Annotated in this window: 22 protein-coding genes; 14 read left to right on the forward strand and 8 right to left on the reverse strand. The window is 57.0% G+C overall.

Annotated elements, in window-relative coordinates; translation table 11 throughout:
* Positions 1–15 precede the first annotated feature (15 nt).
* Complete coding sequence (locus tag AAIS01_RS00445) at positions 16–1,227, forward strand: site-specific integrase (protein ID WP_343467362.1); 1,212 nt, start codon at positions 16–18, stop codon at positions 1,225–1,227.
* Here AAIS01_RS00445 and AAIS01_RS00450 read toward each other — a convergent pair.
* Entirely contained in the window at positions 1,224–1,721 is a 498-nt protein-coding gene (locus AAIS01_RS00450; RefSeq protein WP_092359511.1) for a hypothetical protein, read from the reverse strand. The two genes, AAIS01_RS00445 and AAIS01_RS00450, sit on opposite strands and share 4 nt — an antisense overlap.
* Before the next feature lie 185 nt (positions 1,722–1,906).
* Here AAIS01_RS00450 and AAIS01_RS00455 point away from each other — a divergent pair, with 185 nt between their 5' ends.
* The 3 genes from AAIS01_RS00455 (at position 1,907) to AAIS01_RS00465 (ending at position 3,381) form a co-directional block, all read left to right on the forward strand.
* The gene (locus AAIS01_RS00455) at positions 1,907–2,110 is read left to right on the forward strand and encodes a helix-turn-helix domain-containing protein (protein ID WP_058410861.1); all 204 of its coding nucleotides are present in this window, start codon (positions 1,907–1,909) and stop codon (positions 2,108–2,110) included.
* Positions 2,111–2,228: 118 nt separating this feature from the next.
* A complete protein-coding gene (locus tag AAIS01_RS00460) occupies positions 2,229–2,465 on the forward strand; it encodes a helix-turn-helix domain-containing protein (RefSeq protein ID WP_092359513.1) in 237 nt (78 codons plus the stop codon).
* Between the two features lie 64 nt (positions 2,466–2,529).
* Positions 2,530–3,381, forward strand: coding sequence for a hypothetical protein (locus tag AAIS01_RS00465; protein ID WP_343467363.1), 852 nt, complete (start codon positions 2,530–2,532; stop codon positions 3,379–3,381).
* Between the two features lie 97 nt (positions 3,382–3,478).
* Here AAIS01_RS00465 and AAIS01_RS00470 read toward each other — a convergent pair whose 3' ends face one another.
* The 6 genes from AAIS01_RS00470 to AAIS01_RS00495 form a co-directional block, all read right to left on the reverse strand.
* Complete coding sequence (locus tag AAIS01_RS00470) at positions 3,479–3,943, reverse strand: hypothetical protein (RefSeq protein ID WP_343467364.1); 465 nt, start codon at positions 3,941–3,943, stop codon at positions 3,479–3,481.
* Positions 3,940–4,149: a hypothetical protein gene (locus tag AAIS01_RS00475; RefSeq protein WP_343467365.1), complete on the reverse strand. Its 210-nt coding sequence runs from the start codon at positions 4,147–4,149 to the stop codon at positions 3,940–3,942. Before AAIS01_RS00475 ends, AAIS01_RS00470 begins: the two co-directional genes overlap by 4 nt.
* Positions 4,146–4,409: a hypothetical protein gene (locus tag AAIS01_RS00480; RefSeq protein WP_343467366.1), complete on the reverse strand. Its 264-nt coding sequence runs from the start codon at positions 4,407–4,409 to the stop codon at positions 4,146–4,148. Before AAIS01_RS00480 ends, AAIS01_RS00475 begins: the two co-directional genes overlap by 4 nt.
* Entirely contained in the window at positions 4,406–4,591 is a 186-nt protein-coding gene (locus tag AAIS01_RS00485; RefSeq protein WP_248749042.1) for a hypothetical protein, read from the reverse strand. The genes AAIS01_RS00480 and AAIS01_RS00485 overlap by 4 nt, the downstream gene beginning before the upstream one ends.
* Before the next feature lie 146 nt (positions 4,592–4,737).
* Positions 4,738–4,959, reverse strand: coding sequence for a hypothetical protein (locus AAIS01_RS00490; RefSeq protein WP_343467367.1), 222 nt, complete (start codon positions 4,957–4,959; stop codon positions 4,738–4,740).
* Between the two features lie 217 nt (positions 4,960–5,176).
* On the reverse strand, positions 5,177–5,380 hold the full coding sequence (locus AAIS01_RS00495; RefSeq protein WP_343467368.1) for a hypothetical protein: 204 nt from the start codon (positions 5,378–5,380) through the stop codon (positions 5,177–5,179).
* Positions 5,381–5,675: 295 nt separating this feature from the next.
* Between AAIS01_RS00495 and AAIS01_RS00500 the strand changes: the two genes are divergently transcribed.
* From AAIS01_RS00500 to AAIS01_RS00540, 9 genes are all read left to right on the forward strand, one after another.
* Positions 5,676–6,596, forward strand: coding sequence for a hypothetical protein (locus AAIS01_RS00500; protein ID WP_343467369.1), 921 nt, complete (start codon positions 5,676–5,678; stop codon positions 6,594–6,596).
* 780 nt (positions 6,597–7,376) lie between these two features.
* On the forward strand, positions 7,377–7,793 hold the full coding sequence (locus AAIS01_RS00505) for a DUF5681 domain-containing protein (protein ID WP_343467370.1): 417 nt from the start codon (positions 7,377–7,379) through the stop codon (positions 7,791–7,793).
* Positions 7,790–8,224 (forward strand): hypothetical protein, encoded by a 435-nt coding sequence (locus AAIS01_RS00510; RefSeq protein ID WP_343467371.1) that lies wholly within the window; start codon positions 7,790–7,792, stop codon positions 8,222–8,224. The genes AAIS01_RS00505 and AAIS01_RS00510 overlap by 4 nt, the downstream gene beginning before the upstream one ends.
* Before the next feature lie 182 nt (positions 8,225–8,406).
* Positions 8,407–9,264, forward strand: a complete 858-nt coding sequence (locus AAIS01_RS00515) for a hypothetical protein (RefSeq protein WP_343467372.1) — start codon at positions 8,407–8,409, stop codon at positions 9,262–9,264.
* Between the two features lie 12 nt (positions 9,265–9,276).
* The gene (locus tag AAIS01_RS00520) at positions 9,277–9,627 is read left to right on the forward strand and encodes a hypothetical protein (RefSeq protein ID WP_343467373.1); all 351 of its coding nucleotides are present in this window, start codon (positions 9,277–9,279) and stop codon (positions 9,625–9,627) included.
* Positions 9,624–10,001 carry a hypothetical protein gene (locus tag AAIS01_RS00525; RefSeq protein ID WP_343467374.1) on the forward strand — a complete coding sequence of 126 codons (378 nt, stop codon included), beginning with the start codon at positions 9,624–9,626 and terminating at the stop codon, positions 9,999–10,001. Before AAIS01_RS00520 ends, AAIS01_RS00525 begins: the two co-directional genes overlap by 4 nt.
* On the forward strand, positions 9,982–10,560 hold the full coding sequence (locus tag AAIS01_RS00530) for a tail assembly protein (RefSeq protein ID WP_343467375.1): 579 nt from the start codon (positions 9,982–9,984) through the stop codon (positions 10,558–10,560). Before AAIS01_RS00525 ends, AAIS01_RS00530 begins: the two co-directional genes overlap by 20 nt.
* Positions 10,557–11,138 (forward strand): tail assembly protein, encoded by a 582-nt coding sequence (locus tag AAIS01_RS00535; RefSeq protein ID WP_343467376.1) that lies wholly within the window; start codon positions 10,557–10,559, stop codon positions 11,136–11,138. The genes AAIS01_RS00530 and AAIS01_RS00535 overlap by 4 nt, the downstream gene beginning before the upstream one ends.
* 44 nt (positions 11,139–11,182) lie before the next feature.
* On the forward strand, positions 11,183–11,617 hold the full coding sequence (locus AAIS01_RS00540; protein WP_343467377.1) for a hypothetical protein: 435 nt from the start codon (positions 11,183–11,185) through the stop codon (positions 11,615–11,617).
* Between the two features lie 60 nt (positions 11,618–11,677).
* Here AAIS01_RS00540 and AAIS01_RS00545 read toward each other — a convergent pair whose 3' ends face one another.
* Positions 11,678–11,863, reverse strand: a complete 186-nt coding sequence (locus AAIS01_RS00545; RefSeq protein WP_343467378.1) for a zinc ribbon domain-containing protein — start codon at positions 11,861–11,863, stop codon at positions 11,678–11,680.
* 179 nt (positions 11,864–12,042) lie between these two features.
* On the opposite strand from AAIS01_RS00545, the gene AAIS01_RS00550 reads away from it, so the two are divergent.
* Positions 12,043–12,663: a recombinase family protein gene (locus AAIS01_RS00550; protein ID WP_343467379.1), complete on the forward strand. Its 621-nt coding sequence runs from the start codon at positions 12,043–12,045 to the stop codon at positions 12,661–12,663.
* The last annotated feature ends 19 nt before the right edge of the window (positions 12,664–12,682 follow it).

Below are 12,682 nucleotides of genomic sequence, written 5' to 3' on the forward strand. Positions count from 1 at the left end.
GTCACGGTCGAACCCTTGAAAACCAAAATCACTCAGAAGCTTATTGGCAGCCTAGCCGCCGAGGCGAAAGCATACCGCGTGCATGACACCGTGCAACCCGGTTTCTTTATTCGCGTACTGCCCAGCGGTCACAAGTCCTACATGGTCACTTGGGGCCGAAACAAGAACGCCACCCTCGGGCGTGTCGGCGTGCTTACCCTTGACCAAGCCCGAACTGAGGCCGCCCAGTACTTAGCCGATGCGCACGCCCACGGCGAGCCCCTGGCCATCGCTCAGGGCCGCAAGGGGTCAGCCCTGCCCTCGCTGCGCGATTTCATCGACGACACCTATATGCCGTGGTTCAAAGCTCATCACAAAGGCCACGAGAAGACGCAGCACACCCTAAGCAATAACTTTGACCCAATCATGTCCCAACGCCTAGACGCGATCACCGGGAGAGACTTGGAGCAGATCCGCACCGCCTGGATGCAAGCCGGCAACAAGGCATCGACGGTGAATCGAAAAATGGGCTCGATCAGTGGCGTTTTCAGTCGCGCCGTTGAGTGGGAGTACATCGACACACACCCGCTGGCCAAGCTGAAACAGCTCAAAGTCGATTCAAAGGGGGTGATTCGCTACCTGGCTGCTGACGAGACCAAGCGCCTGCGCGACGCCCTGGACGCTCGACAGGATGAGATGAGGGCCGAGCGTGAGAGTGCAAACACCTGGCGGACGGACCGCCACAGAGAGCCGATGCCAAGCCTGCTGGAACTGCCCTTCACCGATCACCTGAAGCCCATGGTGTTGGTATCGTTGAATACCGGCATGAGGCGCGGAGAATTGTTCGACCTGAAATGGTCAGCGGTGAACTTCGACACGAAGACAATCACAGTCGCCGGGGCCACCACCAAGACAAGCGATACGCGCCATATCCCGATGAACAAGGAGACCATTGGTGTGCTGGAAGCCTGGAAGAAGCAGGTGAGCAAGTCGCCGTATGTCTTCCCAGGTCAGGGCGGCGGTCGCTTTGAGGACGTCAAAAGCGCCTGGCTCAAATTGCTTGAGCGGGCGCAGATCGACGGATTCCGCTGGCATGATATGCGGCACGACTTCGCTTCACGTCTGGTAATGGCTGGCGTACCGCTCAACACGGTACGGGATCTGCTGGGGCACGCCGACATCAAGATGACTTTGCGCTACGCACATCTGGCGCCAGGAACAAAGGCCGCTGCTGTGGAGCTGATCTAGAACGGTATGTCGTTAGGCATGAAGTCGTGGTCGTACATGGGGACCACTGTCGGTGACGATTTGTGCTTTTCGACATGAGACTGTATCAGCGCCCAGTGAGACCTGATGAGATTCAGCTCTAGCCGATCGAAATTGTTTCCGAATGAGCCGTCTGAGTACACGTCCCAAAAATAAGCACTAGATCTGATTGTCTCCCACACTCTTAACTCATCATACGTGAGGGCTTCCGGCATATTTATCGCCAGGTTGACCATTCTGACCGCTTCATCTGTAGACCAAATTTTGTCTATCGAGCTAGCCAATGTCCCGCCATCAAGATCCGTCGCCTGGTTAGCGATTGCCTGAGAGATCGACCATTCAATAACGGCCGTCAGAGAGCGCTTTTGCAGCCGCCCCATGATGTCCAGAGCGAACTTGATTTTAGGATCGATCCGAATCCCAACGCTTACTGTCGTGCTCGATTCACCCGCGCGCTTACTCGTCTTAGTCGCCATACCCTTCCATCTACTCTGATGCGGCCAGCCTAACCGACCTAATTGCCACAGCTTGCGCGACACGCAAATCTCTGTCAATCCATGCAAGTACGAGACTGTTTAGCATTTGCTTGCAGTGATAGCTTTATGCAAGGTAAGCTAGCACCACACGACGCCTCTCTGGCTTCGTTTTTTGGGAGAAAACCATGGAACAAGCTCAGCAACAAATGGCGCCGCTGTCGGTGAGCGTCGAAGAATCTGCACGCATTCTGGGCATTTCGCGCTCGGCCACTTACGAGCTGATCGCTCAAGGCGAAATCAAGACTTTCAAGATCGGCCGCCGGCGCTTGGCTCTGGCATCCGAATTGAAGGCATTTATCGAGCGCGCAGCAAAGGTGGGCGCACGGTGAAGTGCGGAGAGAATAAGGAGTGGAAATTGCGCAAGGCCGCGCGGGGGATTGCTAAGGCGGTGTTGGAGCACCGCCTTAGCGAAAACACACTGGATAGCACCAACGTGAGAAGCAAACTATGACACGCCATTCTTCGACTGAGCAAGACCGCAAGATGATGGAGGCCCTGCGAAACGGGCCGGTATCGACAATCGAGGCCGCAAAGGAACTGGATATTGTCCAGCCTCCAAACACCATTCGTCGACTCAGGAAAAAGGGTCACGAAATCCGCACCTACTGGACGCACCAGTCCACCGAGCCAGGCCGGCCGCCTCACCGCGTGGCCAAGTACATCCTGATGCGCGAAGCGTCGTAATCCAGAGTACGCAGAGGTCTCCGCAGTTTTGCGGCGACCTCTTGCGCCTTCCTGCGAGATGCCGATGGGCTTCGGCCCGCTGGTAATCCAGCCGAATTACGCTGAGGTCGATTCAGTGGAATGCCTAGCGACAAAACTACTTAACCGCGGCGACGCGGTGAGCATTGAGCGTGGGCAGCTCGTCATTCAACCGGCGAGCGGCAAGCCTGTGCCCGCTGAATGGCTGGATCAAAAAGAACGGGAGATTTGCCGATCGGTACTGGTGGCAATTGGAGTCGATGCATTCAGGTATGAAGGCTATAGCGCGGGACGATACGGACAGCACAAATCGGCCGGCGTGACTCTGCGCTTCACATCGGTACTGACTGGCGAAACCGCCTACGCCATTTTCAATGTGGAACTGACCCGCAAACGCACAACGATAGGTGGCAAAGCTGGCGCACCTCTTCCGGCCGGCGAGTTCCGTGTCGGCGAGCGAAGCCAGTTCTACAAGTTCTGGCGGGGCACTGGTCTACCACTTCCTGAGCGGATGCAGAGGTTCCACAAATGCATGGGAAAGCTGTCCAGCATCTTGTTGGCCGGGGAGCTGAGAAAGGATCGGATTAATGTGCAGTCGCTCCACCCTGTGACCGTCACCGAAGACCAGGCGCGCCTCGCAGTTCTAGGGCACAACTTGGGCACAACTGAGGCACAACTTGGGCACAAGGAAGGCACAAAATCAGGGCACAAGGAAACAGCTACAGGCCAGGAAGCGCGTGGGCTACAGCCGACTTCAACTACGTGTGCTTCAAACTACGAAAACAAGTTAACAAGAAAGGACGATAACAAGGTAATCCCTTACTCCCCTATACACACCACTAAGCCACCACAGGACCAGAGCGTTGATGAGTGGTTGGAGGCATACAGCTCGACCTGATCCACCTTGCTGAGAATTCACCCACCGCCAACAAATGAAAAAAGGGCACCACCCTGTGACGGGGTAGTGCCCTTGATACCGCGAAAGTTTCGTTGTTTCAGGCTTGGTCCAGTGGAATTGCCCTGTAGGGTTGATCGCCGCCCAGGTCATCCGAACCGAAAATGGACCGATTGACAGCATTCCGGCTCTCCAGCATCAGATCGTGTTCATCATGCGTGCCGATGCCCGCCGCTACCCACTCTGACAGCTCCTTGCGGCGGCGCATCTCGTTTAGGTGCGTCCACCACCGGGTAGCGTGTGTGCGTTCGGCAGAAATTGCCTCGGCCGCCACTTCGTTCGCATCATCCAACTCGTTTTCCATGCACTCACACCACTGATAAACCTTAGTGTTCCAGTCGGCTACTTCGAGAGTACCCAACTGTGCGAAGGCATGAGGCGTGCTGTCTTCGGGGAAGGTCTCCAGCATCAGCGTGAAGATTGCGCGCACGCTTTCGAGCGCACTGGTCACTTCGTACAGATCCTGGACGGCGGTCTCGGCGATTGCCTTATAGGAGCGGCTCATTGGGCACCCCCGTCCAATTTAAAGCGCCGATAAAGAGCGTAGCTCGCATCATTCAGGCCGGGCCGGTACTTGGCTCTCACCAAATCGCGCACCTGATCTTCAAGCGTAGCGGTGATGCGCGCGATGTCGTCAGCCGAGGAATAGCGCATCATGACCCGCAGAAGCTCTGCGCAATAAGCCTTCTGGAACTCAAGAGGATGTCTCATTGGTCACCCCCGGCGCCCAGGGCAACACACCCAGCCAGCGCGGCCGTGATTTCCTCGCGGCTGCAGTCGGCGGTGTTGGCGCCGTCAGCGGCCAGGTTCCATGCGACGTCTACCAGGTTGCGGACGTGCTGACTGGTGCCCTTGTCTGCCAGTGCGGCCCAGAGCACGGCCTCAACCTTGCGCAGGGCGATCTGGGCGCTTTCGAGATCCTCAAGCGCGTCATGGGCGACTTCTTGGATGGTGCGGGCCTGGGCGCTCATAGGACACCCCCTACGCATACACCGCGGAATTGTGCGGCACCTGGCAAAACCTTGAAGCTGATGTCGCCCAGGATCTTTAACGGGGCCAGCTCAGTGAGCTTGATATTGGCCGGCAGCGCCATGGTGGCGATGATCTGACCGCGCGCATCCAGAATTTGGATGGTATTCTGTTTAAATTGCATGACGTTCACCTTCAAGTTGCGTCGTGTGATCGCCAGGCCGCTGTTAGCGCAGCGGCTTGGCACCTCTTTCTGAGATGGCTCAAATCTGAACCATCGACCTGATCGGCTATTTCCTAAGCCGATCAATCGGCGAAACATTCCGCCGGTTACTTCCAACCCTTCTCAATGATCCAGCCTGCCGCCCAGCTCAGTGGGTGCTCTGACTTCATCGGGTCGAGTGGCTTACCCTCTCTTGCTGCCTGCTTACCCTCCTGCTCTGTTGCGGTGTGTATCCACAGAGTCTGCTGCTTGAATCCTGCCTCCCGTTGCCGCTCTCTGAATTCACGCTGACGCTCAGTGGTGCTTTTTACTTTGTCTTCGTTGGTCATAATCACCTCGTTACCCGTAACGTGAAGCAATCATGACACCCCGTTACGGGTAACGCAATAGGGGGATGCAAGATAATTGCAGCCCCCAAATCTGGGGGATCTGCCGGCCGAGATAGCACGAGTTTGCGTGGCAACTACCGAGGAATTCTCGGTAGTTTCGCGAGAAGGTCGTAAAAGTGGGGGCGTTCCTGGAAACGACCCTCCCCATTGGGGGAAGTTACATCTGCATCTGCCGGATGACCTGGCGAGGATCGGCGCCGGCGGATATTGCTGAGATTGCGTCCTTGGTCAACTGATCCAGGGCCCGCTGTTCGAATGCCTCGGCCATGGATGCAGCCTTGCGCACGATCAGCAGCGCCAGTTCGGGCGGGAATGTGGTCTTTGCAGGGTCGGGCAGGTAATCGCAATCGATGACTGACATAGGGGTTCCTGGGAATGTCCTCAGTTTTGAGGATATCTCCAGAGAGCAGGCAAAACACCTGCAATATCTCGCTCCCACAGTGAAATATCGCGGCGGGTGACGTTGCGGTCTCACTGAGACGTTTTGGTCTCTCTGGCAGATCGAAGAGCGGGTCCCCATGAATGACGCAAGACAGGCCATATGAGCGGAATCGGATGGTGGTGCCGGCTTGAAGAGAGAAGGCCCATGTGGTCCACCTTGATTTCCGAGCGGTGGTATGGCTATTTGTCATCAAGCTCACACGGACGATCAAGCGATGGCTAAAAAACGTAAAATTACATACGCGTACTATCTACCCGGTTGGAAATTTGTCGGAGGTAATCGCGAAGCGCTAAAAGCAAGCAGACGGATAGCTCCAGACGAGTACGAAGAGGAGATGATCGGTAGCCTCTTCTGCCCGGGGTGCCATACGAACGTCGAGCGCACACCTAAGGAGAAGGAGCTATTCACGAATCAGCGTGACCCGTTTTATCGTCATCTAAAGCGGTGGAGCCACGTAGCCTGCGTGCTCAGAGCGAAGAAGCCGGTAGGAAAGCGTTACGACACATGGGAGGAAGCCAGGAGGGCCGTAGAACACGAGCACCTGGCGGTCGTGAAGGAATTCTTGCAAGAGAAGCCGGAGATCGACCTGGTTCCGGGCGAAGAGTATGACGAAACTCCTGTCGAGGACGTAGACGGGCCATTATCTGAGGTCCCTATTGGGCGTCATCAGGGCGAATCGTTTGAGCTCCCAAGCAAAATCAGCACAGTGGCGGGCATATGCCGAAACTTTGAAAAAAACAAAGACAAGTACTTTGTACTCCCCGGCGCAATACATGCAGTCAAGCTTGCTGAGCTGCTCACAGATGTCTCTGACGTCGATTACAGTATTTTGGACCGCACTCAATCCCCTCGCCTCTACTACGGGAAGATCCTCTCCAGCCGTAATGCAGGTAGCTCCGATCGCTCGATACGGATGACCAGTCTGATTTGTAATTCTGCAGTGAAGGACTTTTATTTGAAGCTTCCCAACGGCTTTTGCCGAGATAAGGGGATTACCGACGATTCTAAAGGCCGCATAGTGATGTTTTTCGGAACAATCACGAGTAGCGGCATTGGTCTAGCAACAACAGGCCTCGTATGGGGTGAAATTGCGTTGGTGCCCCAGAAGTACAACGAACTACTCATGCCTGAGTAAACCGGCTATCGCAACCTGACAGCAGGTCAGAACAGGCGCGCGCTGAGTTGATCCACCACTGGTGGAAGATGTGTCCAAACCCGGACGCATCAAATCCGCGCCACGTTTCCAAATCTCGCAAAACGTGGCGCGAGAACCTGACAAAACCTGCCATCCCAAAACGGTAGGTCAGCCCTCCCCGATCCATCCTCAATCTGAGGTCGGACTGAGCTTAAATCCCAGCCCTGTATCACTTTGCCTACCTTCGACTTACTGCAACAAAAACACCCTCTCCAATCCCGCCAAAACCAACTATTTCAGTCCCATTCAATCCCGTTCTGTGTAGCACCTGAGGTGCACCCATAAAACACTGGATATGCAGTCAGATCCTGCCTAATGTGAGCTTTGCGAAGGCTTTAAACAGCTCACCGAGGATTGATCATGCCAGCCACTCCCAAGCCACGCGGCCCACAAGCCAAACCAACGCGCGCGGAATTGAACTCCGCCTGGGCGCGCATCCGCTCCGCAGCCGACAAGGGCAGCGTCGAGGCGTCCGCGCTGCTCATTGCTCTCTGCGAAAACAAGCCAGTCATCGCCGTGGAGACGACCCTTGCCCGAGCCTAGGAATTTCGGCAGCAAGCGCAACCGCGCGAAGCGCTGGATCGCCGAGCGTGGCCTGACACTCACGGAGCTCCCCGGCGGCCGCTTTCACATCACAGGCTCGGGCGTGGATTTGCGAATCACTGACCTTGCTCTACTGCATCCGTCTGACCTTCTCACCCTTCATCGGAATGCCAAGCCATGACCGGTCGAGTGAAGGGCGGGCAGTGGGCTCCGGGGCACTCTGGAAACCCTGGTGGGCGATCCGGCCAGACCCAGGCGATTCGCGCGAAGCTGGCCGAGGGTGCCGAAGCGGTGACCAAGAAGGTGCTGGCGGCCGCCAAGAAGGGCGATATGCAAGCCTGCCGGCTCATCCTCGAGCGACTGGTGCCACCCATCAAGCCATCAGTCGAAGCGGTCACCTTCTATCTGGACGACACCGACCTTCCGAGTGCGGCCAGGTCCCTACTCAGGGCCATCGCTGAGGGAAAGCTCCCCCCCGATCAGGGCAAGAACCTAATCCTCGGCCTGGGGGCAGTGGCTCGCGTCATTGAGGTGGCTGAGTTGCAACAGGCAATGGAAGAGCTTCGCCAACAAGTTGAGGAAATGAAGCGATGAGCATCAAGTCTCTGAGATCCGAATTGCAGCGGCTGGCCCAAAAAATCGGCGCAGCCGATGAGTCAGTGCTGCTGATCGTGCTGGCCGTAATCCGCGCCAGCTCTGCCGAACTGAAACAAGAATCCGACTTTCCCAAGGCCGCGGGCCATCAGGTCGACTATCGAATCCTGGGTGAGAACGTCTGCCTGTTTTTTCCGTTCGCAGAAATGGATAGCGACCAGGGAGAGGAGCTTGCCAAGGCAATCATCCTACACACCAGGCAAGTCGAGCGACCGAGCCGCTTCAGCGCCCAGGTGGGCATCCTGGATATTCGTTGTGAGCCTCCAGAAAACGCCTGGGTCGTTACTTTGCCGCCCGAAGGCGTGACGGTCGAGCAACACGCTGCTGAGCAGTACCGCCAGATCATTGAGGCCCGCAATGAGGCCGCGTGAACAGTTGGCCAAGCTAAGGAGTGAGCTTGGAGCCGCCGCTACCAATGCTGATGTAAAGGCCATCAGCCAGCTCATGGACGAACTTAGCGCTACCGCCGCCGGTGGAGCTCCTGCCTGCAGCATGAGTCTGGACGAATACTTCAAGCCTGAAAATCAACCTCTCCCCATGAAAGGAACATCAAATGAATCTGAAAAAATCCGTCGGGACGCTGACGCGAGTGGGCACCACTTCCGCGTTTCTGCATAACTTCGCTCAATATCAATCCGAAAGCCTGCCCGGTACCACTTGGCCGCTCTGGCCAAATGTCGGCCCGCTACATCGCGTGCAAACGACCATGATCGACGCCCACTCAAAAGCGCTCGAAAAGATGCAGGTCATCCGTGAAAACGCGGACCTGACCGTTGAAGCGAAAGTGCGCCGCTCTACCGCAGTCTTCGACGCCTTCATTGATGCTGTGAAGCCTGGGCTGCCCGCCGTTCGGGAAACAGCCGGCAACTTGGCGGCATTCGCTATCGGTAAGCTACTCCCTGTGCTGACGCTGGCGCCGGCCGATGCGGTTGGAGCGTCCCTTGATGCTGAATGCAGAGCGTATGCCAGTGATCTGCCGAACAATGAGCGAATGAAGCTGTTGATGGATCTTAGCCGAGGACGTGACCCGCGCATTGCAGCAGCCATCCTCCGCGGGCCAGCTCGCATAAGCGGCTTCACAGATGATCAGGTAACTCGCTTGGCTGCGGCCGGTATTGCGGTTGCGTACCCGGAGGCGGTTATCACGCTGGGCCTGCTGGCTATTGGCGTGCGGGAGACGCTTATGAATGCCCGCAGTATGGCTCTGGACGTGATCACGAACGGCGTGCGCATAGATAAGAAGGCTCCAGAGGTCTCGAACTGGATTGACCCGGGTGAGGGATATGCACAGTTGGTCACCTGGCTGGAGCCCATCCCGCTTGAGCTTCCAGGTAGCGGGCCAACCGATGAAATGCTCAAGAACAATCCACCCGCTGACGATGACGAAGAAAGCGAAGACGCGGCCGCTTAAGGAGGCTTGCGCATGACCACTGCCAAGATCCGTCGAATGCTCCAGGTCATGCGCGACCAGCTCAAACCCAGCGAGCTGCTGATTATTACCATCCCGCCAGACAGCCAGGCTCCAGTCACTCATTGGAGCGTGAGCCTGGACCTGGCCGGGCGGTACAAGAGCATCGCTCTGAGCTGCGATGCGCAGATGGCCGCAGAGACAACGAAGCACCTCCACGGCCTCAGTAGGAGCTGTCAGAGAAACGCAATCATGTTTCCTGAACACTCCACCCCCCGGTCAGATTTTCTGATCACGCCAGCCCTGGGCAACACTGCTGAGCAGGCCGCGCGCGACGCGCACCAAGGCATGAGGAAAGCATCATGACGACCTATCAAGAGCGCTTCGCCGAAGCGTGCAAGACAAACCATTTCGAGTCCTACCCACTCAAACAAGGCCCAGATTCTGGCTACCTGGTGTGGGATGTCCAGCACGTCAGAGACGGCCAGAAGGTGACGATAGACGGACCGTTCTTCACCGAGGACGAGGCACGCGTCTCTGCCGATCTGCTGCGCGGTACCTTCCGCGGCGCTAGGGCCTACCAGGTGATCTACGACCGAATCTGGAACTATGACCCACGGCGCGAGCAGGTGACATTCGATCAGGCGCGTATGTCGCGATCCCTGCTCGCCATCCGCCTGGGTACAACCGTCCCGGCCATTGACCCACAGGAGAGCGATAATGTCCGCACTGGCAATTGAATACAGCCCCATGAGCACCATCAAGCTCTACGGCCAGCTCCGACAGTTCGGCAAGTCTTACCAACTATCGGTGCGTACGCCCGCCGAGGCGATTAAGGCGCTCTGTGTGCAAATTCCAGGTTTCGAGCGATTCCTTGCCAATGCCAAAAACCGTGGCCTGGTCTTCGCCGTCTTCCGGGGCAAGAAGAACATCAGCGAGGTGGAGCTGGGCTATCAAGGGAGGGGTGACATCATCATTGCGCCGGTAGTCGTCGGAAGTAAGCGTGCCGGGATATTGCAAACGATCATCGGTGTTGCATTGATCATCGCCAGCCCGGTCACAAACGGCGCAACTCTTGCCCCGGGCATCGCCCTGGTCGCTGGCGGGGTCATTCAAATGCTCAGCCCTCAAGCTAAAGGCCTGAAAACCAGCGCGGCGCCCGAAAACACGCCCGGATATGCATTCGGCTCCGCTCGAAACACGACCTCTTCCGGAAACCCTGTTCCCCTCTGCTACGGAAAGCGCCGGGTCGGCGGGGCAATTATCAGCGCGGCAATCTACGCGGAGGACCAGGCATGAGCGCGATAACCCATTCCCCCAGGACTGAAATTGAGCTGTTTGGGCAGCTGGGGAAAAAGCTCGGCAAGGTCCATCAGCGTGTTCTCGACGCGGGAAAGTTGTGGGAGGTTTTCAAGGCGCTGAACGTAACCCTGCCGGGGTTCAAAGATGAGGTGGAGCGCCTTCAAAGGCTGGGCATGAGGTTCGCTATTTACCGAAACGGCGAAAACGTCGGGGTTGATAAATTCGGCCTAGGCGGAGCTAAGACAATCAGGATCGTCCCGGTAATCAGCGGCAGCAAGCGCGCTGGGTTGCTGCAGACGATTCTTGGGGTAATTTTGATCGCTGCCAGTCCCTTCACAAATGGCGCAACACTTGCCCCCGGCATTGCTCTCGCCGCCGGCGGCGTCATCCAGATGCTCAGCCCCCAGGCCTCCGGCCTGAAGCAAAGCGCATCCCCCGAAAACTCGCCGAGCTACAGTTTTGGATCTGCGCGAAACACAACCGCCTCCGGTAACCCGGTACCGATCTGCATCGGCGAGCGCCGGTGGGGCGGGATGATCATCAGCGCGAGCATCTACGCGGAGGACAAGGCTTAGCCGACCTGGTGTAAAGTCAGCCAACCAACACTTGAGGACGCATCATGCACAGGATTTTGCTCGCCGTTGTCACCGCAGGATTGCTTGCTGGCTGTTCCAGCACGCCGGTTGAGCCTGGCTCAGCCAAAAAGGTACCGTCAGACCGAACCTTTGCCTATCAAGCCGATGTTCCAGGCGGCGCTACCCTGGTGATCAGTCGAGATAATGGGTTTTGGGCGTCCGGCGGCTGCTTCGCCACCGTGCTTATCGATGGCAAGAGAGCGGCCCGGGTAGACACTGGCGAGACGATCAAATTCAAGCTCAAGCCTGGCCGGCACGTAGTGGGTATTGCGGGGGATGAAGAGGGCGGTGGCCTGTGCGCTATGCAGATCGGCCAACCGGTGAAGGAAACGGCCACGGACCTGAGGGCCGGTGAGGTGCAAAAATTCAGGATATCCGGAACCCAGAATGGTACCGACATTCGGCCAAGCTCAATCTAACGCACTCAAGCGCTTGGAGCCCTCAGTCAAGGACTGGGGGCCATCCAAAGCGATGCGTTCTTATGCGCCGACCTTTTTGGCGATACGGTCCAGCATCGCGCCGGCGTTCATGAACTCAGTAACACCCACCACCCCGCCGCATCGCGAACACTGAATAAACATCATCCTGAAGTTGGAGCCGGTGATCTTTGCCTCCTTCATCTCGAATGAGGTGCTATCGCATTTGATGCATTTAGACGTTGCCATCGACTTCTTTCCCTAAAGACGGACTAATTTGAAAATCAACGATATCAGAGTGCCATGCTTTAGGGTATGCCTGAGCTGATACGCGCAAATTCGTCGTTATTCTCGCATTTCGCTTGATAAGTGACACTCAAAGTGCAACAGTATTAGTAGAACACCTTAACTGATACGGACAGCACATCATGTTCATCCGCGCATACCTTCGAGCATCGACACAAGAGCAGGACGCCGGCCGCGCCCGGGTATCGCTCGAGCAATTCGCCAGCGATCACAATAGGGTCATTGCAAGCGTGTACCTGGAGAACGCCAGCGGCGCGTCGGCAGATCGACCTGAGCTGCTGCGTCTGCTCAAAGATGCGCGCAAGGGTGACGTCCTGCTGGTTGAGTCGATAGATCGCCTCTCGCGCCTTCCTGTGGAGGATTGGCAGAAGCTCAAGGCTGCGATCGACTCCAAGGGCTTGCGCATCGTCGCACTCGACCTGCCGACCAGCCACCAGGGAATGCAGGACACCAAGGGCGACGAGTTCACCGGCAGGATGTTGGGAGCGATCAACTCAATGCTGGTGGAGATGATGGCCGCGATCGCGCGCAAGGATTACGAGCAGCGCCGCGAGCGTCAGGCCCAGGGCATCGAGAAGGCTAAAGCTGCTGGCAAGTACCAGGGCCGGCCGGTCGATGAGGATCTGCATAAGCGTGTGTCGGAGCTACTCAAAGCTGGTATCGGTATCCGTGCAACCGCCAGGCACGCCCAATGCTCCACCACTACAGTTTTGCGAATTCGAGACTCTGCAAACAGAGTTTGAAGAGGCCGAAACCAACTGA

It is taken from the genome of Pseudomonas halotolerans, from assembly GCF_039581215.1.
Classification (GTDB): Bacteria; Pseudomonadota; Gammaproteobacteria; order Pseudomonadales; family Pseudomonadaceae; genus Aquipseudomonas; species Aquipseudomonas tehranensis.